Consider the following 23,757-nt stretch of genomic DNA (forward strand, 5'->3'; position numbering starts at 1 on the left):
TCGGTTCAGTCGGCGTACTGTTCGTCGAGCCACGCGATGCGCGCCGCGAGCCACGAGGACAACGTGGTGGCCTCGGCGGGCCATGAGCCCTGGAACACGTGGTCGAGCGGATCCTCCACGATGGTGTTCGTGAGCGGGTTGCCCGCCCCGCCCTGATCGAGCGGCGTGAACGTGTGGGTCGCGGCGGGCGAGATCTCAGCGGCCATCGCGTCGACGTGGTCGGGCAGGCCGGCCAGCGCATCGCGTACCTGGGACCAGCGCTCCCGGACCAACTGGTCGAAGGCCGGGTCGGAGAGCAGCCGGTGGTACCAGGTGCCCTCGGGCCCACGCAGTTGTGAGGTTCCGCAGAGCTCGTCGATCGGCCCGACGAACCAGTTCCGGGCCGTGAACCACGTGGTGGGCGAGTCGATGTCGCAGGCACGCCGATTGCCCATGCTCATGTCGAAGTCCCACGCCGGTCCCATCGCGATCCTCCCGTCCGCTCCCATGACCATCCAGACGCTGTTGTTGAAGTTGGAGTCAATGTTCTTGGTCAGCTCGGACAGCAGGTAGGCGTCGACGAACGAGGCAACGTCGAGGCAACTGCGGTAGCCCCCGTCAGGATCGGCGAAGTCGTCGGAGTAGAGCACGTCCTCGGCGCGCCGGACGCGTTCCGTGGCGGTCGCCACGATCGGGTCGGCGGCGGCCTCGGCGTTCTTGACGAAGACCTGCAAGCCCTGATGTGTCCGGAAAGCGGGGGAGTCGTCAGCCCAGGAGTCGGCCTCCAACAGGGCTGAGCCGGAGGCGAGATCGACACGGGTCGGCTCGATCTCGATCCCCTCGCCCAACTGGTAGAGCCCGGCGTACGTGCCGTTGAGCCACACCTCGACCGGTCGCATCCGCGGCACCCACGGCATGCCCAGCCGGCGCGCCGCCTCGAAGGCAGCGTCGTTGCGCAGCAGGGACCGATCGTAGAAGTTCGCCAACAGGACCCAGTCCTTGCTCTTCGGCATCGAGAGCAGGCTGGACTTCGCATCCAACTTGACCTTGTAGGGGAGCTTGAACATCACCCACGAGGTGCTGTTACCACGGACCCGCAGCCGCGTCGTGACGGTCTGCGCGGCTCCACCGGGATCGGTGACGGTCATCGTCGCGCGCGAGTAGTCGGTCTTGCTCGTCACTGCCAGGCCGTTCTCGGTGGTGATCTCCACGCGTCCGACTCGGGTATCGGGGTTCTCGTCGGTGCGCTGACCCCAATGCACCGTCCCGCCTGCGGGCAGGCCGCAACTCTCGGGCGGTGTCGGCTCGGGGTCCGGCGGGGTGACGGTCGCGACCTGCACCGAGACCGAGCGGCTGACGATCTGTGGGGCTCCACGGTCGCCGACTGCGACGGCGCGATAGGTCGACGAGGTCGGGGGGCGGAGCGTGACGACGACCTGACCAGCGGAGTTCTGCCGGCCCGAGGCCTGCGTGAGCCACTGCGTCCCGACGAGGCGCTGGACCAGGACGGTGCGACCCGTTCGGGCGGGTGAAGCAAGCGCAACGGCGCGCAGCGGGGCGTTCGCCGACGCCGTGGGCGGCGTTTCGAGTCGGATCGCCTGCGACTGGGGTCGGATGGTCACGACCCGGCTCGAGAGCGCCGCACGCGACTTCCCGCCGTGCCGGGTCTTCGGTGCGATGACGCGCAGCGGCGTCGACGGCCGGGTCGCGACGCGGTGGGCGAACGTTGCGTTGACTCGCGCATCCGACTTCGTGCGGGCGACGATCTTCCAATGACCGTTCACCTTCGCCTGGAGTTGGAGTGAACGTTTGAAGGAGCCGGGGAGGTTTGCCTTCACCGTCACGGTCTCACCGGCGACGGGTCGGGAGTTCGAGACCTTCAATGTGCTGGCGTTCGGGGCTGCGACGGCCGGGGCGGTGAGGGCGAGGGTCGCAGCGCCGACGGTGGCGGCCAGGAGGACGAGGCCGAGTCGGCGGGCGCGGTTCATCGCGGAGATACCTCAGGCGGGTGACGGGACCGACGCAAGGTCCTGCGCCATGGGACCGATGATACCGGTGGGTCTCGAACGACTTCGTGAGAAGACGTGGACCGCCGGAGGTCAGACGAGGACCAGAATGGTCGCCGCGACGGCGAGCAACGGGAGGGTGCCCTGCGTGATCGCGGCCCTCGCCTTGTCCGGCGAGCTGAGCAGCAGCACGGCCGCTGCGGCGAGCATCGATCCGCATCCGGCGAGCACGAGCGCCGGGCCGACGTCGTCGGAGCCGGCGAGCCAGGCACCGATGCCGATCGCGGTGACGATCGCGAGGAACAGGTTGTAGAAGCCCTGGTTGTACGCGAGCTCCCGAGTGGCCTCGGCCTCGGCCGGCGACGTGCCGAACGTCGCCCGCCCGCGGGGGGCGGTCCAGGCGAAGGACTCGAGCCAGAAGATGTAGACGTGCAGGAGGGCGGCCAGCGCGGCGAGGATCTGGGCGATCAGGGTCACGCCTCCATCGTCCTCCCGTGGGCGCCGAGCATCCCGGCGCCGCGCGGTGGCGTCACGCGGGTTGAGCGGTCGACCGCGATCCGAGCATGCGTGCGATGACGAGGCGCAGCCGCGCGAGCTCGGTCTCGGGTGAGAAGCCGTCGTCGGCGCAGCGCAGGTACAGCGCGTCGATGATCGAACGGATCCACGTGGCCGCCTCGGCCGGTGTCCACCCGTCCACGTCGCCCTGTTCGATCAGGACCTCCACGGCCGACCGCAGCACCGACTCGGCGGCGGCGTCGATCTCGCCGAGGATCTCCCCGACGCGCGGGTCCACGGTGAGCTGGCCGAGGATCGCGAGCATCATCGGCCCGGCGGCCGGGTCGCGCAGGTCCGCGGTCATGCGTTCGACGATGCTCCAGAGCCGATCGCGCCGGTCGCCCGTCGTGATCGCGGCGAGGTCGGCGATCGTGCTGTCCCGGTCGTCCTCGAGGATCGCGTGGAACACGGCGCGCTTGTCGGCGAAGTAGTGGAACAGGGTCCCTGAGCCGACGCCGGCACTCGCGCACAGGTCCTTGACCGTCGTGTTGTCGAAGCCGCGGCTCGCGAACGCCGCGGCCGAGCCGTCGAGGATCTGGCGGCGGCGGGCGGCATGGCGCTCGGGGTCAACCGTCCGCATCGTGCCTCCTCTCGCGCTGGTCGCGCTGCCGTCGTCGCGCGATCTCGCGACCGGTCGCGACGCACGCCACGGTCAGCGGCACCAGAAACTGCCACGGCAGGTCGGGGACCCAGCCGAACCAGTCCCAATCCGGCACGAGGGAGCGCAGCCACGTGATCGGGTCGAGGTACCGCAGCCACTGCGGCGGGGAGAGTTCGGGAAGCTCGACGCTCGGCAGCCAGCTCCAGTCGATCGCCGGAACGACGCGTCGGACGAGCGCCGAGACGAGCGCGCTGATCCCGAGGAAGCCGACCACCGCGAACACCACGTGCCGGGCGGCGTGCAGGTGCGGGTGCGACTCGCGCAGGTCGTGCCAGCGTCGTGCGCGGGTGCCCGGGGGCGGGACGAAGGGGGTGCGCAGGCGGGCGAGCGGATCACCAGCGGCTCCCTCGACGAGCTCGGCCATGCGGATGCCACCGCGCCACCCGAGCTCGACCTTGACCGCCTCGGCGCGGCCGTCGGCCGGGAGGTCCCACCGCACCGTCCCGAGGACCTCGGCCGGGCGGACCTCGGCGACCTCGCCGTCGACGCTGAACGTCACCTCGCCGTCGCGCGCCACGACCTCGAGGTCGCGCCCGCGGTCGCGCAGCGTCCAGGTGTCCATGTCCCCACAATACTGGAATGCGCGTTCCAGTAAAGAATCGCTGCCGGGCCCGGTCAGGTCGTTGTGTGGTCGCGGGCCTCCGACGCGAGCGCCACGAGGGTGGCCGCAGCGGGGACGAGCAGGCTGAGGGCCGGGAGCGCGACGAGCGCCACGGTCCCGGCGTCCGCGCTGCCGGTCGGCGGGAGGTCGACGGCCAGCGTGCACGCCCAGAGCAGGAACGCCCCGGCTGGCAGGAGTGAAAGGCTCGCCGCGACGAGGATCCGTCGGCGGCTCGAGCGACGGCGCCCGGAGCGGGCCAGCAGGGCCAACGTGACGAGGATGACCAGCGTGACCAGGGCGCCGCCGCCGAGGATCAGCCCGAGGAAGGTGCCGAGCCCGTCCCAGTCCTCGCCGTGGCGCGCCTCGTCGCTGATGATCATGAAGCCGGCGAACCCGAGCACGACCGTCACGAGCCCGACGAGCACCCACAGCACGATCAGCAGCACACGAGACCACGTCGCCAGGGCCGAGGACATGCGTCAGGATCGCACGAACGTGCGCCCCTGTCTCAGTCGACGACGATGACGTGCAGCGTCCGGGGACCGTGGACGCCCTCGACGCGGTCGAGCTCGATGTCGCTCGTGGCGCTCGGTCCACTGATCCACGTGAGCGGTCGCGTGGAGGAGCCGGCGTCGACGAGGCGGGCGACGGCCTCGGGGACGTCGGAGACGATCTGGTCCGCGGTGACGACGCAGAGGTGCACGTCGGGCACGAGGGACAGTGCGCGGCGGCCCTGGCCGGGGCCGTGGTCGAGGACGATCGTGCCGGTGTTGGCGATGCCGACGGCGCACGTCGTCGCGACGGCAGAGACGTCGTTCAGCGCCGTGGCCGAGAGCCCGTCGTCCTGCACCCACTCGACCGGAGCGTCGGACGGCCACAACTCGCGGAAGGACGCGTCGGCGACGACCGTCGTCGCGCCGTGCGACGCGAGGGCGGCGGCGATCGCGGAGCCGGCTTCCGCCAACGGGACCCGGTCCACGACGGCCTGGTAGTCCTCGACCCGCTCGACGAACCTCGCGACGGTGTCGCGATCGCCCGTCGAGACCGGCTGACCGTAGGTCCACGGCACCTCCGGCACCTCGGGCCGGTCCGCGAGGGCCGCCCGCACGCGCCCGAGGATCTCCTCGCGCGCGCTCATCGCCGCCACTCGCGGTGCCTGGGCGCTCATGAGTCCTCCTGCGTGCCGCCGTCGGTGCGGTCCCACCAGGCGCGGAAGGACTCGGTCGGGGGGACGGGGACGTCGCGGGCGCCGCTCCACGCCGTGAGCGGGAACGGCAGGTTGCGCAGCACCTCCTTGCGACCGAGCGCCTTCGAGCGCAGCGCCTTGCCGCCGGTCGTGGCGGCCTTCTCGGCGAGCTCGAACCGCTTGTGGTCCGCGAACATCCACGCCATCGCGCGCATGCCGGCCTCCTCGGCCGACGGCAGCCCGCCGCGGTGCTCGTCGACGACGCGTGTGCGCAGGTGGACGAGGATCGTGGGGATGTCGATCCGCACGGGGCACGCGTCGAAGCACGCGCCACACAGGCTCGAGGCGTAGGGCAGCGACTGGTCGACCTCGCTCGAGGTCCCCCGCAGCTGCGGCGTCAGGATCGCGCCGATCGGGCCGGGGTAGACGGAGCCGTACGCGTGCCCGCCGGCGCGCTCGTACACGGGGCACACGTTGAGGCACGCGGAGCAGCGGATGCAGCGCAGCGCCGCCCGGCCGACCTCGTCCGCGAGGACGTTCGTCCGGCCGTTGTCGAGCAGCACGATGTGCAGGTCCTGGGGTCCGTCGCCGGGGGACCGGCCCGTCCAGATCGAGGTGTACGGGTTCTCGCGCTCGCCCGTGCTGCTGCGCGGCAGGACCTGGAGCATGACCTCGAGGTCGCGCCACGTCGGCAGCACCTTCTCGATGCCGACCACCGAGATGAGCGTCTCGGGCAGGGTCAGGCACATCCGCCCGTTGCCCTCGGACTCGACCACGACGAGGCTGCCGGTCTCGGCGACCGCGAAGTTCGCGCCCGAGACCGCGACCTCGGCGCGCAGGAACTTCTCGCGCAGGTGCAGGCGGGCGGCCTCGGCCAGCTCGCGCGGCTCGTCCGTGAGGTCCTCCGGCGCGGGCCGGCCGACCTCCTTCATGCGGCGCAGGAAGATCTCGCGGACCTCGGCGCGGTTGCGGTGGATCGCGGGGACGAGGATGTGGCTCGGCAGGTCGTCGCCGAGCTGGACGATCAGCTCGGCGAGGTCGGTCTCCCAGGCGGAGATGCCGGCCTGCTCGAGCGCCTCGTTCAGCTCGATCTCCTGCGTCGCCATCGACTTGACCTTGACGACCTCGCGGGCGCCCTTGGCGCGGGCGATGCCGACGACGATCGCGTTGGCCTCCTCGGCGTCGCGGGCCCAGTGGACCGTCGCGCCGGCCGCGGTGGCGTGCTGCTCGAACAGCTCCAGCTGGTGGTCGAGGTCGAACAGGGCGCGGTTCTTGATCGCCTCCGCGGCGTGCCGCATGCCCTCCCAGTCGTCGATCTCGGCGACGACCTTGAGCCGCTTGTCGCGGATGATCCCGGTCGCGTGGGCGAGGTTGCGGCGCTGGACGGGGTTGGCCAGCTCGGTCTTGGCGGCCGTCTGGAACTTCGGCATCCCGAGGAACGCCTTCGTGACGCCCACGTGGGGCAGGCTCGCGTGACTCATGCCGGGTCCTGCTCGGTCGAGGCGAGGATCTCGGCCAGGTGCACCGTGCGGACGCCGCTGCGCTCGCGCGAGAGCAGTCCGCCGATCTGGGCGAGGCACGAGTTGTCGCCGGCGACGACGACCTCGGCGCCGGTCTCGCGGATGTGGCGCGCCTTGTCGCCACCCATCGCGACGGACGTGTCGGAGTTCTTCATGGCGAACGTGCCGCCGAACCCGCAGCACTGGTCGGCCGCGGGCAGCTCGACGAGGTCGATGCCCCTGACGGCACGCAGCAGCGAGAGCGGCCGGTCGCCGACCCGCAGCATCCGCAGCGAGTGGCACGTCGGGTGGTACGTCACGCGGTGCGGGAAGTACGCGCCGACGTCGGTCACGCCCAGCACGTCGACGAGGAACTCGCTGAGCTCGTGCACCTTCGGGGCGACGGTGGCGACCCCGGAGGCCAGCGCCCGGTCACCGCTGCGCCGCGCGACGTCCGCGTGCTGGTGGCGCACCGAGCCGACGCACGAGGCCGAGGGCGCGATCACGGCGTCGTAGTCGGCGAAGGTGTCGACGAAGTTGCGCACCGTCGGCACGGCCTCCTTCGCGTAGCCCGTGTTCGTGAACATCTGCCCGCAGCACGTCTGCTCGACCGGGAACTCGACCTCGACGCCGAGTCGGCGCAGCAGCTTCACGACGGCGCGTGGCGTCTCGGGCCACATGAGGTCGTTGAAGCACGTCGCGAAGAGGGCAACTCTCACGATCCGACCTTCGCACTCTTCGGGTCGAAGCGCCGGGGTTCGTGCGTGCGGGCGACGAGCTCGCGCAGGTCCTCGAGCGATCCGGACAGGGCGCCCACGGTGCGCGCCTGGACGACGAGGTTGCCGATCGCCGTCGCCTCGACGGGACCGGCCAGCACGGGATGCCCGCTGCGGTCGGCGGTCGCCTGGCACAGCAGGTCGTTGAGCGAGCCGCCGCCGACGACGTGGACCACGTCGATCGCGCGTCCCGACAGCGCGGCGGCCGCGCCGAGCGCATCGGCGAAGCCCTGCGCGATCGACTCGACGATGCTGCGGACGATCGCCGGCTTGTCGACGGGGGCGCGCAGGCCGCGCTCGCCGCACCACGCGGCGATCCGGCCCGGCATGTCGCCCGGCGGCACGAAGCGGGGGTCCTGCACGTCGAACACGGTCGCGTCGCGCGGCTCGACCGCCTTCGCGGCCTTGAGCAGCACGCCGAGGTCGGGCTTCGTCCCGTCGGCGCGCTCCCACGAGCGCAGCGTCTCGCTGAGCAGCCACGTGCCCATGACGTTGGTGAGGAACCGGGTGCGACCGTCGACGCCGCCCTCGTTCGTGAAGTTCGCGGCGCGGCTCTCGGCGGTGACGACGGGGGCGTCCAGTTCCAGACCGACGAGGCCCCACGTGCCGCACGAGATCCACGCGGCGGAGTCGCTCGTGATCGGGACGCCGACGACCGCCGAGGCGGTGTCGTGCGACCCGACGAGCGTCACGTCGAGGGCGCGGGTGCCGAGGAACTGCAGCAGCTCGTCGCGGACCGGACCGAGCCGGTCACCCGGATCGGCGAGATCGGGCAGCAGGCCGCGGTCGACTCCCGCGGCGTCCAGCAGACCCTCGCTCCACTGTCCGGTCCTGGCGTCCAGGAGGCCCGTCGTGGAGGCGTTCGTGCGCTCGGCGACGCGCCGGCCGGTCAGCCAGTAGCCGATGAGGTCGGGCACGAGCAGCAGGCCGTCGGCCACGTCGAGCAGGGGCTCGGCGGCCAGCTGGTAGATCGTGTTGAAGGGCAGGAACTGCAGCCCGTTCACCTCGTAGAGGCGCTCGAACGGGACCCGGTCGTGGACCAGCTCGACGCCCGTCGCGGTGCGGCTGTCGCGGTAGTGGAACGGGGTGCCGAGCAGCGAGCCGTGCCGCAGCAGGCCGTAGTCGACGGCCCATGAGTCGACCGCGACGGAGGCCAGCTGGCCGTGGGTCTCGTGCACTGCGGCACGCAGGCCCTCGAAGGCGTGGTGGTACAGCCCGACGAGGTCCCAGTGCAGGCCGTCGGGCAGGTGCACGGGCGCGTTCTCGAAGCGCGCCACCTCGTGCAGGTCGAGGGTGTCTGGCCCGACACGGCCGACCACGACGCGTCCACTGGACGCGCCGAGGTCGACCGCGGCGAGCGCCGCCGTCCGGGCTGATGGGGAGGAGGTCATCAGCGCAGGAACGCGGCGGCGACACCCGCGTCCACCGGGACGTGGAGGCCGGTGGTGTGGGTGAGTTCGGGGGAGCAGAGCACGAAGACCGCGTTGGCGATGTGCTCCGGCAGGACCTCGCGCTTGAGGATCGTGCGCTGGGCGTAGAACTTGCCCAGATCCTTCTCGTCGACGCCGTAGACGGCCGCGCGGTTCGCGCCCCAGCCGCTCGCGAAGATGCCCGAGCCCTGGACGACGCCGTCGGGGTTGACGCCGTTGACCTTGATCCCGTGCTCGCCCAACTCGGCCGCGAGCAGGCGCACCTGGTGGGCCTGGTCGGCCTTGGCGGCGCCGTAGGCGACGTTGTTCGGGCCGGCGAAGATCGAGTTCTTGGACGAGATGTAGACGATGTCGCCACCGAGGCCCTGGTCGATCATGGCCTTCGCGGTGGCCTGCGAGACCAGGAACGAGCCCTTGGCCATGACGTCGTGCTGCAGGTCCCAGTCCTTCTCGGTGGTCTCCAGCAGCGAGCGCGAGAGCGACAGGCCGGCGTTGTTGACGACCAGGTCGATGCCGCCGAACGCGAGCACGGCCGCATCGACCATCGCCTGCACCGCGGCGGCGTCGGAGACGTCGACCTGGACGCCGACCGCGACGTCGCTCGTGCCGATCTCGGCCGCGGCGGCCTGCGCCTTCTCCAGCGAGAGGTCCGCGATGACGACGCACGCGCCTTCGGCGGCGAGCTTCTTCGCGGTGGCAAGGCCGATGCCCGAGGCCGAGCCCGTGACGAGGGCGATGCGGGTCGCGAGCGGCTTCGGCTTCGGCATGCGCTGCAGCTTGGCCTCCTCGAGCGCCCAGTACTCGATCCGGAACTTCTCCGCCTCGTCGATCGGGGCGTACGTGGACAGGCCCTCGGCGCCGCGCATCACGTTGATCGCGTTGGTGTAGAACTCGCCGGCGACGCGGGCGGTCTGCTTGTCCTTGCCGTAGCTGAACATGCCGACGCCCGGGACCAGCACGATGAGCGGGTCGGCGCCACGGATGGCCGGCGACTCCGGGGTCGCGTTGCGGTCGTAGTAGCCCTGGTAGTCCTCGCGGTACGAGACGGCGAGCTCCTGGAGGCGGGCGATCGAGTCCTCGACGCTGGCATCGGCCGGCAGGTCGAGCACGAGCGGCTTGACCTTGGTGCGCAGGAAGTGGTCGGGGCACGACGTGCCGAGCTCGGCGAGCCGCGGGTGCTCGGCGGCGGCGAGGAAGTCGAGCACCACGTCGGTGTCGGCGAAGTGTCCGACCATCGGCCGGTCCTGGCTGGCGATGCCGCGGATCGTCGGCGCGAGGGCGGCGGCCTTGGCGCGACGCTCGGCCTCGGGCAGTGCGCCGTAGCCCGCGAGGGCGGGGCCGAAGGGCTCCGCCGTGCTGTGCTCGGCGATGTACGCCGCGGCAGTGTCGATGATCCACAGCGAGTTGGCCTGCGCCTCGTCGCTCGTGTCGCCCCACGCGGTGATGCCGTGGCCGCCGAGGATGCAGCCGATCGCCTGCGGGCTCTTCTCCTTGATCTCGGCGATGTCGAGGCCGAGCTGGAAGCCGGGGCGACGCCACGGCACCCACACGACCTTGTCGCCGAAGATGGCCTCGGTCAGCTGCTCGCCGTCGGCGGCCGTCGCGATCGCGATGCCGGAGTCGGGGTGCAGGTGGTCGACGTGCGCGGCGTCGACGAGGCCGTGCATCGCGGTGTCGATGCTGGGGGCGGCGCCGCCCTTGCCGTGCAGGCAGTAGTCGAACGCGGCGACCATCTCGTCCTCGCGGTCGACGCCCGGGTAGACGTCGACGAGCGCGCGCATGCGGTCCAGGCGCAGGACGGCCAGACCGGACTCGGTCAGCGTGCCGAGGTCGCCGCCGGAGCCCTTGACCCAGAGCAGCTCGACGTCCTCACCGGTGACCGGGTCGGTCTCGGTGCCCTTGGCGGAGGTGTTGCCGCCGGCGTAGTTGGTGTTCTTCGGATCGGCGCCCAGCGCGTTGGACCGGGCGATCAGCTCTGCTGCGGTGTTCGACATGTTCTTCTCTCAGTTCCAGCCGGCCTGGGTGCCGCCGACTCGTTCGGTCTCGATCTGCTCCTGGTACCCGCTCGCGGCGTACGCGGCCACGGGATCGGCGGGCAGCCCGCGCTGCTCGCGCCACGCGGCCAGGCCCGGCCGCACGTCGGTGTAGAAGGCGTCCATGAAGACGGCGTTCGCGCCGAGCACGTCGCCGGACTCCTGCGCCGCGGTCAGCGCCTCACGGTCGACCAGCAGGGCGCGCGCGGTCATCTCCTGCACGTTGAGCACCGAGCGGATCTGACCGGGGATCTTCTTCTCGATGTTGTGGCACTGGTCGAGCATGTAGGCCACGTCGCTGCCGGGGCCGAAGCCGCCGCCACGGATGCACTCGAACAGGATCCGGAACAGCTGGAAGGGGTCGGCCGCGCCGACGATGAGGTCGTCGTCGGCGTAGAAGCGGCTGTTGAAGTCGAACGAGCCGAGCTTCCCGAGGCGCAGCAGCTGGGCGACGATGAACTCGATGTTGGTGCCGGGTGCGTGGTGGCCCGTGTCGAGGCACACCATCGCGCGCTCGCCGAGGGCGGCCACCTGCACGTACGACGTGCCCCAGTCCGGGACGTCCGTGTGGTAGAACGCCGGCTCGAAGAACTTGTACTCCAGCACGAGGCGCTGGTCGTCGCCGAGCTGGTCGTAGATCGTCTGCAGCGACTCCTGCAGGCGGTCCTGGCGACCGCGCATGTCGGCCTGGCCGGGGTAGTTCGAGCCCTCGGCGAGCCAGATCTTCAGGTCGCGCGAGCCTGTGGCGTCCATGACGTCGATGCACTCGAAGTGGTGGTCGATCGCCTTCTGCCGGATCTTCGCGTCCGTGTGCGTGAGGGCGCCGAGCTTGTAGTCGTCGTCCTGGAAGGTGTTCGAGTTGATCGTGCCGAGCGCGATGCCGTGGTCCTCGGCGAACCGGCGCAGGGCGGCGAAGTCGTCGACGAGGTCCCACGGGATGTGCAGGGCCACGCTCGGGGCCAGTCCGGTGAACCGGTGGACGGTCGCTGCGTCGGCGATCTTCTCCTCGACGGTCCGCGGGGTGCCAGGCGTGCCGAACACCTTGAAGCGGGTGCCGGAGTTGCCGTAGGCCCAGGAGGGGACCTCGATGGCCTGGCCCTCGAGGAGGGGTGCGATCTGGTCGAAGTTCGTCATCGTCATCTCGGTTCTCACGGTCGATTGTAACGATTCAATCGAGGGGGTCGGAAAGGGAGCGGAGGAAGCTGGTCAGTCGAGGTGGAAGATCTCGCGGAGCTGGACGAAGCCGGTGTCGGGCCGGTCGCCGTCGAGATCGACGAAGAAGGGCGCCATCTCGGCCTGCCACCGGGCGTTGACCTCGGTGGCGTCCATCGCGGCCTGCGCCGCCTCGATCGACGGCTCTGCCTCGACGTAGCCGATGAGCAGACCGTCCTCACGCAGGAAGAGGGAGTAGTTGGTCCACCCGGCGGCCGAGAGCGCCTCGCGCATCTCGGTCCAGACGTCGGCATGTCGTGCGACGTACTCGTCGAGCCGCTCGGGTCGGACCTGGAGCTGGAAGCACGTGCGCGCCATGGTGACGTCCCTTCGGGGTGGAGGTGGTGGTGCAGAGGAGGGGGTGGGGCCCCGGCCGGCCGGAGAGACGGGATGGCCGGCCGGGGCCCTGGGGTGACGTCGACTCAGAAGTCGAAGTCGTCGATGTTGTCGGCGTTGAACACGTACGGATCGCCGAGCAGGACCGTGGCGTCGGCGCCCACGGTGAACTCACCGAGCTTGCCGGCCTTGAACGTGTCGCCCTCCTCGCCCTTGATGTCGCCCTTCACGAGCGCATCGGCGGCGAAGGCGGCCAGGTAGCCCAGATCCTCGGGGTTCCACAGCGCGAACGCGGTGACGGTGCCGTCCTTGACGTACTCACGCATCTGGTTCGGCGTGCCGAGACCGGTCAGCGCGACCTTGCCCTTGAAGTCCGAGTCGGACAGGTAGCGGGCCGCCGCGGCGATGCCGACCGTCGTGGGCGAGATGATGCCCTTGAGGTTCGGGTGCGACTGCAGCAGGGCCGCCGTCTGGTCGAACGACTTCTGGTCGTCGTCGTCGCCGTAGACCGTGTCGACGAGCTTGATGTCGGGGTGGCTCGCGGCGAGCTCCTTCTTCATCAGGTCGATCCACGCGTTCTGGTTCGTGGCGTTGGCCGAGGCCGACAGGATCGCGATCTCGCCCTTGTCGCCGATCTGCTCGGCGATCAGGTCGATCTGCGCCTTGGCGATGCCCTCGGACGTCGCCTGGTTGATGAACAGGTCGCGGCAGTCGGCGTTGGTGTCGGAGTCGAACGTGACGACCTTGGTGCCGGCGTCGCGCGCCTCGTTCAGCGCGTCGCAGATGGCCTTCGGGTCGTTCGCCGAGACGACGAGCGCGCTGACACCCTGCTGGGCGGCGGTGTTGATGTACTGCACCTGGCCGTCGGGCGTGGGCTCCTGCGGGCCGACCTCGTCGAACGTGCCGCCGAACTCCGCGACGGCCGCCTTGCCACCCTTGCTGCTGGTGTCGAAGTACGGGTTGCCGAGGTTCTTGGGCAGGAACGTGACGGTCGCGTCGCCGGAGGCGTTCGAGTCGCCGTCGTCGTCCGAACCACCGCACGCGCTGAGGAACAGCGCGGAGCTGAGCGCAACGGCGGCAAGTGCCGCGGCGCGCCTACGGGGGAACTTCATTTCTTACCTTCTCTCTTTGGCCACGCCGCTCGTGGCGTTGCGGTGGGAGCGCCAACGGTTGACCGCTCCCAGGACACTGGTGGACATCACCGAGGCGATCAGCAGCAGCCCGATGATGATGTTGATGACGTTCACGGTGACCCCGTCGAGGCGCAGTGCCGACGAGATGACGCCGATGAGGACGACGCCGGCGACGACGCCGTGCAGGGCGCCGCGGCCGCCGAAGATCGAGACGCCGCCGAGCAGGACCGCGGCGATCACCTGGAGCTCCATGCCCGTCGCGTTGTCGCCGCGGGCGCTGCCGTAGCGCAGCGTGTAGTAGACGCCGGCCAGGGCCGAGACGGCACCGGCGAGCGCGAACAGGATCAGCTTCGTGCGGGCGACGTCGACGCCCGTGAAGTGCGCGGCCTCGTCGTTCAGGCCGATGTCGAAGACGCCGCGACCGAACGGGGTGAAGTGCAGCAGGACCGCGAACACCACGATGAGCACCGCGACCGGGATCATGACGATCGGGATCATCGAGGAGCCGAAGGTCTGGCTGGCCAGGTCGGTCCACTTCTCGGGGAAGTCCGTGACCGCCGTCGTGCCGAGCAGCCCCACCGCGAGACCGCGGTAGAGCGCCAGCGTGCCGATCGTGACCGCGAGCGACGGCAGGCCGACGTACGCGACGAGGAAGCCGTTGAACGCTCCGCACAGGACGCCGACGAGGATCGCGACGAGGGCGGCCATCGGGATCCCCATGCCGGCGTCCTGGTGCAGGATGCCGACGAGGACGCTCGACAGGCCCACCGTGCTGGCCACCGAGAGGTCGATCTCGCCGGTGATGATGATGAACGTCATCGGCAGCGCGATGAGCAGCAGCGGCGTGATGTCCAGCAGCAGGTACTTCAGGGTCAGCGGGCTGTCGAAGTTCGGCACGCCGGCGGTCGCCCAGATCCACACGAGGACGACCAGCGCGATGATCGCGACCTCGCCGGTGATCAGGGAGCGCCGCCACCAGGGCTTGTCGTACGCGGCGTACGACCGGACGGGATGGGTCGTGATGGTCGTGGTCATGCTTCATCCCTCGCTTCGAGGAGCTTGCGGTCTTGTCGCGTCGACAGCCAGCGGTCGAGCACGATGGCGCCCAGGATCAGCGCGCCGACGACGGCGCGCTGCCAGAAGTCGGGCACGCCGAGGATGGGCAGGGCCCGGTTGATCGTGAGCAGGAGCATCGCGCCGATGGCAGCGCCCCACACCGTGCCGCTGCCGCCGAAGATCGCGACGCCTCCGATGACGGCCGCGCCGACCGCCTGCAGCTCCCAGCCGCTGCCGGCGCTCGAGCTGACGGTGCCGTAGCGCGCCGCGTAGAGCACGCCGGCCAGACCCGAGAGGGCGCCGCACAGCGCGAACGCCGCGACGATCCGGCGGTTGACGCGCAGGCCGTAGAGGTCGGCGGCGTCGGGGTCGGAGCCGATCGCGTACATCTCACGGCCACCGCGGGCGGTGCTGAGGTAGTAGCCGACCGCGATGAGGGCGAGCAGGGCGATGATCGTCAGGATCGGGATCGTCAGGAGCGACTTCGTGCCGAGGTTGAGGAACTCCTTCGGCATGTCGGACGCGTTGATCCGGTTGCTGCCGGCCCACGTCAGGACGATGCCGCGGTAGATGTACATCGTGCCGAGGGTGATCACCAGGGCCGGGACGCGGCCGAAGGCGACGAGCCCGCCGTTGATGAGCCCGAGCAGCAGCCCCAGCGCGGCACCGGCGAGCATCACGACGATGATCGGGATGCCGGGGTGGTCGACGAACAGGGTGCCGGTCAGGTAGGCCGACATGCCCAGGATCGAGCCGACGGACAGGTCGACGTTGCGCGTGATGATGACGACGGCCTGGCCGATCGCGACGAGCACGAGGATCGACGGCGTCAGCCACAGGTCGCGCCAGCCGTTCGCGCTGAACAGGAAGCTCGGGTTCTTCGCCGTCGCGGCCGCGATGACGGCGACCAGCACGAGGGCGATCGCGATCTCGCGCGAGCGCAGGATGTCGTTGAGCAGCCGCTTCGAGGCGGACTGCTCGCTCGGGTGGACGAGTGTCTCGGTCATGCCGAAGCCCCCTCGGTCTGGGCGGTGGCGGCGAGCATGATCGCCTCGGGGGTGGCCTCGTCGCGGCTGAACTCACCGCTGATCCGGCCTTCGGAGACGACGAGGACGCGATCGGCCATGCCGAGCACCTCGGGCAGCTCGGACGAGATCATGACGATCGCCATGCCCTGTCCGGCCAGGTCCGACAGCAGGCGGTGGACCTCGGCCTTGGTGCCGACGTCGATGCCGCGGGTGGGCTCGTCGATGATCAGCAGCCGGGGGTTCGTCGCGAGCCACTTGGCGATGACGACCTTCTGCTGGTTGCCGCCGCTCATCGTGGCGGCCTTCATCGACAGCGCGTTGGTCTTGACCTCGAGCCGGCCCGCCCACGGGCCCGCCGCGACGTTCTCGGCGCGGGACGTGATGAGGCCGGCACGCGTCAGCTGGCCGCGGATGACGCTCGCGACGTTGCGCGCGATGGACGCCTCCGTGACGAGCCCCTGCTGGCGTCGGTCCTCGGGGATGAACGCCATGCCGGCGCGGATGGCCGCGCTCGGGTTGCCGCCGGGGATGACCCGGCCGGCCAGGGTGACGGTGCCAGCGTCGTAGTGGTCGACGCCGAACACGGCGCGGGCGATCTCGCTGCGACCGGCGCCCACGAGGCCGGCGAGACCGACGATCTCACCGGAGCGGATCTGGAACGAGACGTCGTGGAAGACGCCCGCCGACTGCAGGCCCCGCACCTCGAGGACGACGTCGCCGATGGGGGCGGGCGTCTTCGGGAACAGGTCGGAGACCTCGCGGCCGACCATCTGCTGCACGATCGCGTCGACGGACGTCTCGGCGGTCGTGGCGGTGGCGATGTACTCGCCGTCGCGCATCACGGTGATCGTGTCGCACAACGAGAACACCTCGTCGAAGCGGTGCGAGATGAAGACGATGCCGCGGCCCTCGTCGCGCAGGCTGCGCGCGACGGCGAAGAGGCGCTCGACCTCGACGCCGCTGAGGGCGGCCGTGGGCTCGTCCATGATCAGCAGGTGTGCGTCGAGGGAGATGGCCTTCGCGATCTCGATGATCTGCTGGTCGGCGATCGACAGGCCCCGGGCGATGCGGCGCGGGTCCAGCTTGACGCCGAGGCGCGCGAAGATCGCGGCGGCCTCGGCGTGCATGGCCGCCTTGTCGATGCGACGGCCGCGTCCGAGCAGCTGGCGGCCCATGAAGATGTTCTCCGTGACCGACAGGTCGGGGAACAGCGTCGGTTCCTGGTAGATGACGGCGATGCCGGCGTTCTTGGACTCGGCGGTCGAGCCGAAGTCGACGTCCTCACCCCGGAAGCGGAAGGCGCCGGCGTCGCGGCGGTACAGCCCGGCGACGATCTTGACGAGCGTCGACTTGCCCGCGCCGTTCTCGCCGACGAGCGCGTGGATCGATCCGGGATGGACCGTCAGGCTGCCGTTCGCGAGCGCGACGACCGAGCCGAACGTCTTGCGAACGTCGACGAGCTCGAGCACCGGTGCGGTGGAGCGTGAACTCATGTGGTCTCCGTGAGGCTTTCGTGCGAAGTTGGAACGTGTGATTAAAACGATTCAACAGGTGACCCACACCATATGACCCGCGTCACAAACATGTCAACCCGATCGGATTGAAACGTGTAATCTCAGGCGCATGTCAGTGGCTCAGGTGCGCGACGTGGCCGCCCGTGCGGGCGTCTCGCCCGCGACCGTCTCGAATGCCATGAACCATCCGGAGAAGGTCTCGGCCGCGACGCTCGAGCGCATCCAGGCCGCCATCGCCGAGCTCGGCTTCGTGCGCAACGACGCGGCCCGGCAGTTGCGCGCGGGCACCAACCGCGCCGTCGGCATGGTCGTGCTCGACGTCGCCAACCCGTTCTTCACCGACGTCGCGCGCGGTGTCGAGGACCAGCTCGCCGAGACGCATCGCCCACTGCTGCTCGGCAACAGCGGCCAGGACGCGGCCCGCGAGTCGAGGTACCTCGACCTCTTCGAGGAGCAGCGCGTCGCAGGCATCCTGATCAGTCCGGTCGGCAACGTGCTGGACCGGCTGCGACGACTGCGCGCGCGGGGTGCCGCGGTCGTGCTGGTCGACCGCAAGTCGGGAGCACGCGAGTTCTCCTCGGTGTCCGTCGACGATCGGCTCGGTGGCCGGCTCGCGGCGGAGCACCTCGTCGAGCGGGGCCGCCGCCGGATCGCGGTCATCGGCGGGCCCGGCAAGCTGCGCCAGGTCAAGCACCGCCTCGAGGGAGCCCAGCAGGTCGCGGCCGAGCACGGCAAGGTCTCGGTCGAGTTCGTCGACACCGGGGCGATGTTCGTCGAGTCGGGCCGCGCGGCCGTGGCCGAGCTGCTCACGCGGTCGCGGAAGAACCGGCCGGACGCCATCTTCGCGACGAACGACCTCGTCGCGCTGGGCGCCCTCCAGGCGCTCACTGCCGCGAAGGTCTCCGTGCCCGGAGACGTGGCGCTCGTCGGCTACGACGACATCGAGTTCGCCGCCTCGGCGACGATCCCCATCACGTCGGTCCGCCAGCCGTCCCACGAGCTGGGCGAGGCCGCCGCGACGTTGCTGCTCGCCGCGATCGAGGACCACGACGCTCCGGTACGCCATCCGGTCTTCACGCCCGAACTCGTCGCCCGCGCCTCGTCATGACCTGCCCGGACACCGCTCGCGGTCGGTTGTGCGCCACTCGCGGGGCGGCGGATGAGCGGAGGGGAGCCGCATGGCCGCGGAGCTGACCGTCGTCGGCAGCGTGAACGTCGATCTCACCGCGTTCGCGGACGAGCTGCCGCGGCCGGGCGAGACCGTCGGCGGAGCGGTGCTGCGGCGCTCGGCCGGCGGCAAGGGCGCGAACCAGGCGATCGCGGCGGCCCGGCTGGGAGCGTCGGTGCGGTTCGTGGGTGCGGTCGGGCGTGACCCCGACGGCGCGCAACTGCTGTCGGTCCTGCGCGAGGCAGGCGTCGAGGTGAGCGTCCGCGAGGTCGACGAGCCGACCGGGACTGCGCTGATCGTGGTCGACGCCGCGGGCGAGAACCAGATCGTCGTCTGCCCCGGCGCGAACGGCCACGTCGACCTCTCTGGTGTGCCGCTCGGCCCCGACGACGCCGTGCTGGTGCAGTTCGAGACCGGCGTGGACCTCGCCGTCTCACTCGCCCGCAGCGACGTGCGGTTCCTCGCCGTGAACCCGAGCCCGGTCGCGTCGATGCCGCCCGAGCTCGTCGAGCGGGTCGACCTGGCGATCGTCAACGAGGGGGAGTACGCCGCGCTGCCCGAGCTGGCCTCGGCGGCCCGCGTCGCGGTGACGCTCGGCGGCAGGGGAGCGGTCCTGCTCGAGCGAGGTCACGAGGTCGCGTCCTGTCCGGCCCCGACGGTCGACGTCGTGGACACGGTCGGAGCCGGTGACGCGTTCTGCGCCGCCCTCACCCTGGCCGTGCTGCGCGGCCTCGCCCCGGCCGACGCTCTCGAGCTCGCCTGCGCCGTCGGCGCGGACGCCGTCACGACCCGCGGCGCCCAGCCGCCGCTGCGCGCCTTCGACGACTACCGCTGAGACCCGCGCGCCGCGGGTGCGATCGCGGCCATGCACTCCTCGACCTGGCCGCGCAGCCACTCGTGCGCGGGATCATGCTCGCGGTTCGGGTGCCACCAGAACGTGAAGGTCAGGGGTCGCATCTCCCACGGGATCTCGAGGATGCGCAGGTCGAGTGCTCCGTCGAGGCGTGCCGCGAGGGCGTGCTGGGTGATGCCGATCCGGTCGGAGCCGGCGACGAGGAACGGCACGGAGGAGAAGCTCTGGGTCGCGACGGCGATCGGCAGTTCGATCCCGTGCGAGAGCAGTCGTCGCCGCCATGGCAGGTCGAGGTCGCGCGCCACCATCGGCACGACCCACGGGTGGTCGGCGACCTCGGACAGCGGCAGGTCGTCGCCGATCGCGCGGTTGCCCGCATCGACGACGCACACCCAGCGATCGGCCAGCAGGCCGGTCGACGGCACGTCGGTGAAGACGTCGCGCGGGGCGATCCAGCCGTCGATGCCGGCCAGCCACTCCGTCGGTCCCGAGGGGACGTGGGCCGGCCAGACGAACGAGATCTTCGCGCCCGGCGCGTGGCGTCCCACGCGGTCCACGAGATCCGGACCGATGACCGACTGGCCGTACTCGCTCGAGCCGATCACGAATTCGCGTGATCCCTCGGAGGGGTCGAACACCCGCGTGGACTCCAGGACGGCACGGGTCGAGGAGGTGATCTCCTCGACCATCGGGACGAGTCGCTGGGCCAGCGGGGTGAGCTCGTAGGAGTTCCCCTTGCGCTCGAGGATCTCGTCGTCGAAATGGCGCCGCAGTCTCGCCAGGGCGCCGCTGGCGCCCGACTGGCTGATGCCCAGCCGGCGCGCGGCACGACTGACGTTCCTCTCGGCGAGCAGCGCCTCGAGGGCGGGCACGAGGTTCCAGTCGATCCGGTTCAGGTCACTCACGGGTATCACCACACTGATAGCGGGCCATCCGAAATCGCGTGACTCAGATCACATTCGTCTCTTGCGGTCGGTGGCCGAGTGTGACGAGCATTACGCATTCAGTAAATCGATTCAAGTCGTGGGCCCCGACATCTCGTCCCGCGCCCCGGCTTGTGCACAGGAGCAGTGATGATCTCGAGCCCACGCACCAACCCAGTGGCCCCGGCCTCCCGGAGGCGAGCCGACCGGCGACCTCGATGGCGGCGTTCGGTTGCCCTGGCGACCTCGGTCGCCCTCGGCGTCGTCCCCGCGGCACTCGTCGTCGACGGGGCCACCGTGCCGGCGCAGGCCGCCGGCGCGACGTCCGCGTTCTCCGCGGACGAATGGGCCAGCCCGAGCATCGCGTACCGCCCCGGCGTGCGCTGGTGGTGGTCCGGCGGTGCGGTCGAGGACTCCGTGCTCGACGAGCAGCTCGAGTACCTCGCCTCGCACGGGTTCGGCACGGTCGAGATCAACCCCTTCGGCACGACGCCACTCGACGGTGACGAGGCCCGCGTGAAGGACGTCTACACGGCGAGCTTCTACGCGCACCTCGACCACGCGGTCGCGAGGGCCAAGGAGCTCGGCATCACGGTGGACCTCAACATGGGCTCGGGCTGGAACGCCAACAGCCAGTTTGTGAAGTCGTCGGACGGCATGGGCAACCTGGCGCTCGGGCGCTCGACCCGCACCGGCGCGCAGCTCAAGGCAGGTGACGTCACCGTTCCCGCGCTCGCGAAGAGCCGTCAGTACGGCGATCCCATGCCGAAGTACGACGCCAGTCAGGTCAAGCTCAAGGGCGTCCTCGTGGCGAAGCGCACCGGAGTCGCCGGCGCCGTCACGGGCAATGCCACCCTGTTCGACGGTGGCAGCACCGTCTGGGACCAGCGGATCTCCGTGGACGCGGACGAGAGCTACATGATCGACGCCGCCGGACTCGGCTCGGGTTCGAGCATCACGCTGCCCGCCGACGTCGCCGACGCGATCGGGGACGGCACCGACTACGAAGTGGTCGCCGTGTACTCCCTCCCCGCCGGCAGCGGCGGCGTCGACACGGCCCGCAGCGACTGGTTCGTGGTCGACCACATGGATGCGAGCGCGACGCTGGGCTACCTCAACGACTGGCTCGGAGAGGAGAACCTCAACCGGATCATCACGAAGTACGACAACGTCCGCGCGGTCTTCAACGACAGCCTCGAGCTGAGCACGGACCTCTACTTCGACGACGAGCTCTGGGACCTCGCCGCGGATGCCGAGAACAACGGCCTGGGCTACGACTTCACGAAGTACCTGCCGACGGTCTACAAGCAGAACCTCGGCACGGCCGCATACCGACCCAACTCGATGTCGGGCGCGGCGGACTCCTACGTCACGACCACGACCGACGCTGCCGTCCAGGCACGGATCCTCGCGGACTTCCGCACGCTCGTCGGCGTGAAGTTCGCTGAAGGTCTCAAGGGCTTCCAGAAGGGTGCCCACGCGAACGGGCTGAAGTACCGCCAGCAGGCCTACAACCCGCCCATGGACCAGATCGGTGCCGCGAAGTACGTCGACATCCCGGAGCAGGAGCAGGGCAACGAGTCCAATCTGCGTACCGCGGCGTCGGGCGGCCACCTCTACGGGCGGAACCTCGTCACGGCCGAGCAGTACACGTTGGGCGCGAACCCGCTGACCAACTCCCTCGACAGCCTGCGAGCCGGGTTCGACCTCATGGCGACCTCGGGGGTGAACAACTTCTTCTACCACGGCCTGGCCTACCCCTACGGGAGGGGAACCTCGACGTACGGCGAGAACGGCTGGTCGGCGTTCCCGACGATCGGCGTCGACCCGTCGTCGAACAACACGCTGTCGAAGTACTTCCCCCAGCTGAATGCCTACGCCTCGCGACTGAACTACCTCGGCCAGCAGGGCTCGCCGAGTGCGGACGTCGCGGTCTACACGCCGTTCAACACGCGTGCCTCGACGACCGGTGCGGTGCCCGTCCTCAACACGAACGGCTACGCGTGGGACGCGATCAACGATGCGAGCATCACGGCCGACTCGACCGAGTACGCCGACGGGAAGCTCAGCGTCAACGGTGGTGAGGCGACGTACGACGCCCTGGTCGTCCACACCCAGACGGTGCCCGTCGAGACGATGCGACACCTGCGTTCGCTCGCCGAGGAAGGGGCCCCGATCATCTTCTACGGCGACCTGCCGAATGCCCAGTCCGGCTATGCCGACGGCAAGTACGCCGCCGAGGACGCCAAGGTCTCCTCGCTCGCGAAGCAGGTCCTGCTGGAGGGCGACTCGGTGTTCCACCCGACCTCGAGCGCCTCTCTCGTGACCGCGTTGAAGAAGGTCGTCGACCCGGAGATCACGTACGACGCGAACAGCAACGTCCGGTTCGTCCGGCGCGACCTGTCCGACGGCGGCGTGCTGACGTACGTGCGCACCACGGCGAGCACGAGCAACACCATCACGCTGCGGGCCGACGAGAAGTTCGCGAACTTCTACTGGCTGGACCAGAAGACGGGCCGGATCCACCGCGCCGACGTCAGCGACGGCACGCTGTCGTTCACGCTCGATCCGGGCAAGGACGCCTACGGCGGCAGCCCGAGCAACGGCATCGCGCTGCTGGCCGAGCCCGCCGGGGTCACGCTCGCCGCGGACGACCTCACGGACGGTCTGCCCGAGGGCGTCGACCGGGTCGCTCCCGACACCACGGAGACGATCACGCCCACGTCGTTGACCGTCACCGCCGACAACCTCGACGGAGTCATCGGCGGCGACGTGACGACGGCGACGTTCGCCGAGGGCGTCCTCGGCAACTGGAAGGACGCCGCCTTCCAGGGCGGCAAGCTCCAGAGCGTGGTCGCCGACGGCGTCTACGCGGCGACGGTCGACGTGGTCAGGGCGAAGGGCAAGCGGTACGTCCTCGACCTCGGCACCGTCCACACCGCGGCGAGCGTCACCGTGAATGGGAAGCCCGCCGGCGACGCCCTCTACGCGCCCTACGAGGTGGACGTCACCGACCACCTGAAGAGCGGTGCCAACACGATCGAGATCGCCGTGACCCCGCGCAAGGCGAACCGCTACTACCCGGCCGCCACCAACAAGAACGGCCAGTACTCGACCGCGACCCCGGTCGACGCGGGTCTCGTCGGACCGATCACCCTCGGCACCACGAAGGTCTCGGACGCGGCACCCGAGGCGACCACCGCCCCGCGCGTGACGGGCACCGTCAAGGTCGGCTCGACGCTGACCGCCTCACCGGGAGCGTGGGACGTCGAGGGCGTGACCTTCGCGCACCAGTGGTTGCGCAACGGCTCGCCGATCACGGGGGCGACGAAGTCCACGTACAAGGTCGTGGCGGCGGACGCCGGGCAGAAGCTCTCGGTCCGCGTCACCGCGACGGCTGACGGGTACCAGCCGGGTCGGGCGACGTCGTCGGCGGTGGCGGTGCCGCGGCTCGCCTCGGTGACGAAGGCCAAGGTCGTTCCGACGAAGGTCACGACCGCGAAGCGCGCGAAGGTGACGGTCACCGTCGCGGCGAGCGGCCTGGTCCCGGCGGGCAGGGTCAGCATCCTCGCCAACGGCAAGGTCGTGGGGACGGGCACCGTGAAGGCCGGAAGGGCGACCGTCACGCTGCCCCGACTGCGGAAGGGGACCTACCGGATCACGGTTCGCTATGCCGGTTCCGCGCAGCTGACGCCGAGTACGTCGAAGGCGGTGAAGCTGAGGGTGGTCACGAAGTAGCCGACCGCTGGAGAACTACACGAAGGATGAGGCATTCGGCCCCGTGAGGGTGCCCGAATGCCTCATCCTT

General features: G+C 70.3%; 20 protein-coding genes. 3 read left to right on the forward strand and 17 right to left on the reverse strand.

All coding sequences use genetic code 11. From position 1 onward, the window contains the following. Positions 1 to 5: 5 nt before the first annotated feature. The 16 genes from ACT26F_RS14965 to ACT26F_RS15040 all read right to left on the reverse strand — a co-directional run bounded on the left by ACT26F_RS14965 (position 6) and on the right by ACT26F_RS15040 (position 16,984). Positions 6 to 1,967, reverse strand: a complete 1,962-nt coding sequence (locus tag ACT26F_RS14965) for a CotH kinase family protein (protein WP_471671342.1) — start codon at positions 1,965 to 1,967, stop codon at positions 6 to 8. Positions 1,968 to 2,078: 111 nt separating this feature from the next. Continuing rightward, complete coding sequence (locus tag ACT26F_RS14970; RefSeq protein ID WP_471671343.1) at positions 2,079 to 2,462, reverse strand: DUF1304 domain-containing protein; 384 nt, start codon at positions 2,460 to 2,462, stop codon at positions 2,079 to 2,081. Positions 2,463 to 2,514: 52 nt separating this feature from the next. After that, positions 2,515 to 3,120: a TetR/AcrR family transcriptional regulator gene (locus ACT26F_RS14975; protein WP_471671344.1), complete on the reverse strand. Its 606-nt coding sequence runs from the start codon at positions 3,118 to 3,120 to the stop codon at positions 2,515 to 2,517. Then, positions 3,107 to 3,763: a hypothetical protein gene (locus ACT26F_RS14980; protein ID WP_471671345.1), complete on the reverse strand. Its 657-nt coding sequence runs from the start codon at positions 3,761 to 3,763 to the stop codon at positions 3,107 to 3,109. The genes ACT26F_RS14975 and ACT26F_RS14980 overlap by 14 nt, the downstream gene beginning before the upstream one ends. Positions 3,764 to 3,816: 53 nt before the next feature. Further along, positions 3,817 to 4,278 (reverse strand): hypothetical protein, encoded by a 462-nt coding sequence (locus ACT26F_RS14985; protein ID WP_471671346.1) that lies wholly within the window; start codon positions 4,276 to 4,278, stop codon positions 3,817 to 3,819. A gap of 32 nt (positions 4,279 to 4,310) precedes the next feature. Continuing rightward, positions 4,311 to 4,970, reverse strand: coding sequence for a LutC/YkgG family protein (locus tag ACT26F_RS14990; RefSeq protein ID WP_471671347.1), 660 nt, complete (start codon positions 4,968 to 4,970; stop codon positions 4,311 to 4,313). After that, positions 4,967 to 6,469 (reverse strand): lactate utilization protein B, encoded by a 1,503-nt coding sequence (locus ACT26F_RS14995; RefSeq protein WP_471671348.1) that lies wholly within the window; start codon positions 6,467 to 6,469, stop codon positions 4,967 to 4,969. The genes ACT26F_RS14990 and ACT26F_RS14995 overlap by 4 nt, the downstream gene beginning before the upstream one ends. Then, entirely contained in the window at positions 6,466 to 7,167 is a 702-nt protein-coding gene (locus ACT26F_RS15000; protein ID WP_471671696.1) for a (Fe-S)-binding protein, read from the reverse strand. Before ACT26F_RS15000 ends, ACT26F_RS14995 begins: the two co-directional genes overlap by 4 nt. Before the next feature lie 35 nt (positions 7,168 to 7,202). Continuing rightward, complete coding sequence (locus tag ACT26F_RS15005) at positions 7,203 to 8,654, reverse strand: rhamnulokinase (protein ID WP_471671349.1); 1,452 nt, start codon at positions 8,652 to 8,654, stop codon at positions 7,203 to 7,205. Continuing rightward, a complete protein-coding gene (locus tag ACT26F_RS15010) occupies positions 8,654 to 10,687 on the reverse strand; it encodes a bifunctional aldolase/short-chain dehydrogenase (protein ID WP_471671350.1) in 2,034 nt (677 codons plus the stop codon). The genes ACT26F_RS15005 and ACT26F_RS15010 overlap by 1 nt, the downstream gene beginning before the upstream one ends. A gap of 9 nt (positions 10,688 to 10,696) precedes the next feature. Beyond that, on the reverse strand, positions 10,697 to 11,878 hold the full coding sequence (gene rhaI, locus ACT26F_RS15015; protein ID WP_471671351.1) for an L-rhamnose isomerase: 1,182 nt from the start codon (positions 11,876 to 11,878) through the stop codon (positions 10,697 to 10,699). A gap of 54 nt (positions 11,879 to 11,932) precedes the next feature. Continuing rightward, positions 11,933 to 12,256 (reverse strand): L-rhamnose mutarotase, encoded by a 324-nt coding sequence (locus ACT26F_RS15020; protein WP_471671352.1) that lies wholly within the window; start codon positions 12,254 to 12,256, stop codon positions 11,933 to 11,935. Between the two features lie 104 nt (positions 12,257 to 12,360). Next, on the reverse strand, positions 12,361 to 13,386 hold the full coding sequence (gene rhaS / locus ACT26F_RS15025; RefSeq protein ID WP_471671353.1) for a rhamnose ABC transporter substrate-binding protein: 1,026 nt from the start codon (positions 13,384 to 13,386) through the stop codon (positions 12,361 to 12,363). 3 nt (positions 13,387 to 13,389) lie between these two features. Beyond that, on the reverse strand, positions 13,390 to 14,442 hold the full coding sequence (locus tag ACT26F_RS15030; RefSeq protein ID WP_471671354.1) for an ABC transporter permease: 1,053 nt from the start codon (positions 14,440 to 14,442) through the stop codon (positions 13,390 to 13,392). Further along, on the reverse strand, positions 14,439 to 15,470 hold the full coding sequence (locus ACT26F_RS15035) for an ABC transporter permease (RefSeq protein ID WP_471671355.1): 1,032 nt from the start codon (positions 15,468 to 15,470) through the stop codon (positions 14,439 to 14,441). The genes ACT26F_RS15030 and ACT26F_RS15035 overlap by 4 nt, the downstream gene beginning before the upstream one ends. Then, a complete protein-coding gene (locus ACT26F_RS15040; protein WP_471671356.1) occupies positions 15,467 to 16,984 on the reverse strand; it encodes a sugar ABC transporter ATP-binding protein in 1,518 nt (505 codons plus the stop codon). Before ACT26F_RS15040 ends, ACT26F_RS15035 begins: the two co-directional genes overlap by 4 nt. Positions 16,985 to 17,114: 130 nt before the next feature. On the opposite strand from ACT26F_RS15040, the gene ACT26F_RS15045 reads away from it, so the two are divergent. Then, positions 17,115 to 18,113 carry a LacI family DNA-binding transcriptional regulator gene (locus ACT26F_RS15045; protein WP_471671357.1) on the forward strand — a complete coding sequence of 333 codons (999 nt, stop codon included), beginning with the start codon at positions 17,115 to 17,117 and terminating at the stop codon, positions 18,111 to 18,113. A gap of 70 nt (positions 18,114 to 18,183) precedes the next feature. Continuing rightward, on the forward strand, positions 18,184 to 19,008 hold the full coding sequence (locus ACT26F_RS15050; protein ID WP_471671358.1) for a ribokinase: 825 nt from the start codon (positions 18,184 to 18,186) through the stop codon (positions 19,006 to 19,008). On the opposite strand, the gene ACT26F_RS15055 is transcribed toward ACT26F_RS15050, so the two are convergent. After that, a complete protein-coding gene (locus tag ACT26F_RS15055) occupies positions 18,999 to 19,931 on the reverse strand; it encodes a LysR family transcriptional regulator (protein WP_471671359.1) in 933 nt (310 codons plus the stop codon). The genes ACT26F_RS15050 and ACT26F_RS15055 overlap by 10 nt on opposite strands. 168 nt (positions 19,932 to 20,099) lie before the next feature. On the opposite strand from ACT26F_RS15055, the gene ACT26F_RS15060 reads away from it, so the two are divergent. After that, complete coding sequence (locus ACT26F_RS15060; RefSeq protein WP_471671360.1) at positions 20,100 to 23,687, forward strand: glycosyl hydrolase; 3,588 nt, start codon at positions 20,100 to 20,102, stop codon at positions 23,685 to 23,687. Positions 23,688 to 23,757 lie beyond the last annotated feature (70 nt).

The sequence above is a fragment of the Aeromicrobium sp. SP1 genome (assembly GCF_055663785.1).

What these genes read in the sequence shown, in the direction of transcription:
- ACT26F_RS14965 (WP_471671342.1), bottom strand. Translation starts at nt 1,967, where the DNA reads ATGAACCGCGCCCGCCGACTCGGCCTCGTCCTCCTGGCCGCCACCGTC.
- ACT26F_RS14975 (WP_471671344.1), bottom strand. Translation starts at nt 3,120, where the DNA reads ATGCGGACGGTTGACCCCGAGCGCCATGCCGCCCGCCGCCGCCAGATC.
- ACT26F_RS14980 (WP_471671345.1), bottom strand. Translation starts at nt 3,763, where the DNA reads ATGGACACCTGGACGCTGCGCGACCGCGGGCGCGACCTCGAGGTCGTG.
- ACT26F_RS14985 (WP_471671346.1), bottom strand. Translation starts at nt 4,278, where the DNA reads ATGTCCTCGGCCCTGGCGACGTGGTCTCGTGTGCTGCTGATCGTGCTG.
- ACT26F_RS14990 (WP_471671347.1), bottom strand. Translation starts at nt 4,970, where the DNA reads ATGAGCGCCCAGGCACCGCGAGTGGCGGCGATGAGCGCGCGCGAGGAG.
- ACT26F_RS14995 (WP_471671348.1), bottom strand. Translation starts at nt 6,469, where the DNA reads ATGAGTCACGCGAGCCTGCCCCACGTGGGCGTCACGAAGGCGTTCCTC.
- ACT26F_RS15000 (WP_471671696.1), bottom strand. Translation starts at nt 7,167, where the DNA reads ATGTGGCCCGAGACGCCACGCGCCGTCGTGAAGCTGCTGCGCCGACTC.
- ACT26F_RS15005 (WP_471671349.1), bottom strand. Translation starts at nt 8,654, where the DNA reads ATGACCTCCTCCCCATCAGCCCGGACGGCGGCGCTCGCCGCGGTCGAC.
- ACT26F_RS15010 (WP_471671350.1), bottom strand. Translation starts at nt 10,687, where the DNA reads ATGTCGAACACCGCAGCAGAGCTGATCGCCCGGTCCAACGCGCTGGGC.
- ACT26F_RS15020 (WP_471671352.1), bottom strand. Translation starts at nt 12,256, where the DNA reads ATGGCGCGCACGTGCTTCCAGCTCCAGGTCCGACCCGAGCGGCTCGAC.
- rhaS (WP_471671353.1), bottom strand. Translation starts at nt 13,386, where the DNA reads ATGAAGTTCCCCCGTAGGCGCGCCGCGGCACTTGCCGCCGTTGCGCTC.
- ACT26F_RS15030 (WP_471671354.1), bottom strand. Translation starts at nt 14,442, where the DNA reads ATGACCACGACCATCACGACCCATCCCGTCCGGTCGTACGCCGCGTAC.
- ACT26F_RS15035 (WP_471671355.1), bottom strand. Translation starts at nt 15,470, where the DNA reads ATGACCGAGACACTCGTCCACCCGAGCGAGCAGTCCGCCTCGAAGCGG.
- ACT26F_RS15040 (WP_471671356.1), bottom strand. Translation starts at nt 16,984, where the DNA reads ATGAGTTCACGCTCCACCGCACCGGTGCTCGAGCTCGTCGACGTTCGC.
- ACT26F_RS15045 (WP_471671357.1), top strand. Translation starts at nt 17,115, where the DNA reads ATGTCAGTGGCTCAGGTGCGCGACGTGGCCGCCCGTGCGGGCGTCTCG.
- ACT26F_RS15050 (WP_471671358.1), top strand. Translation starts at nt 18,184, where the DNA reads ATGGCCGCGGAGCTGACCGTCGTCGGCAGCGTGAACGTCGATCTCACC.
- ACT26F_RS15060 (WP_471671360.1), top strand. Translation starts at nt 20,100, where the DNA reads ATGATCTCGAGCCCACGCACCAACCCAGTGGCCCCGGCCTCCCGGAGG.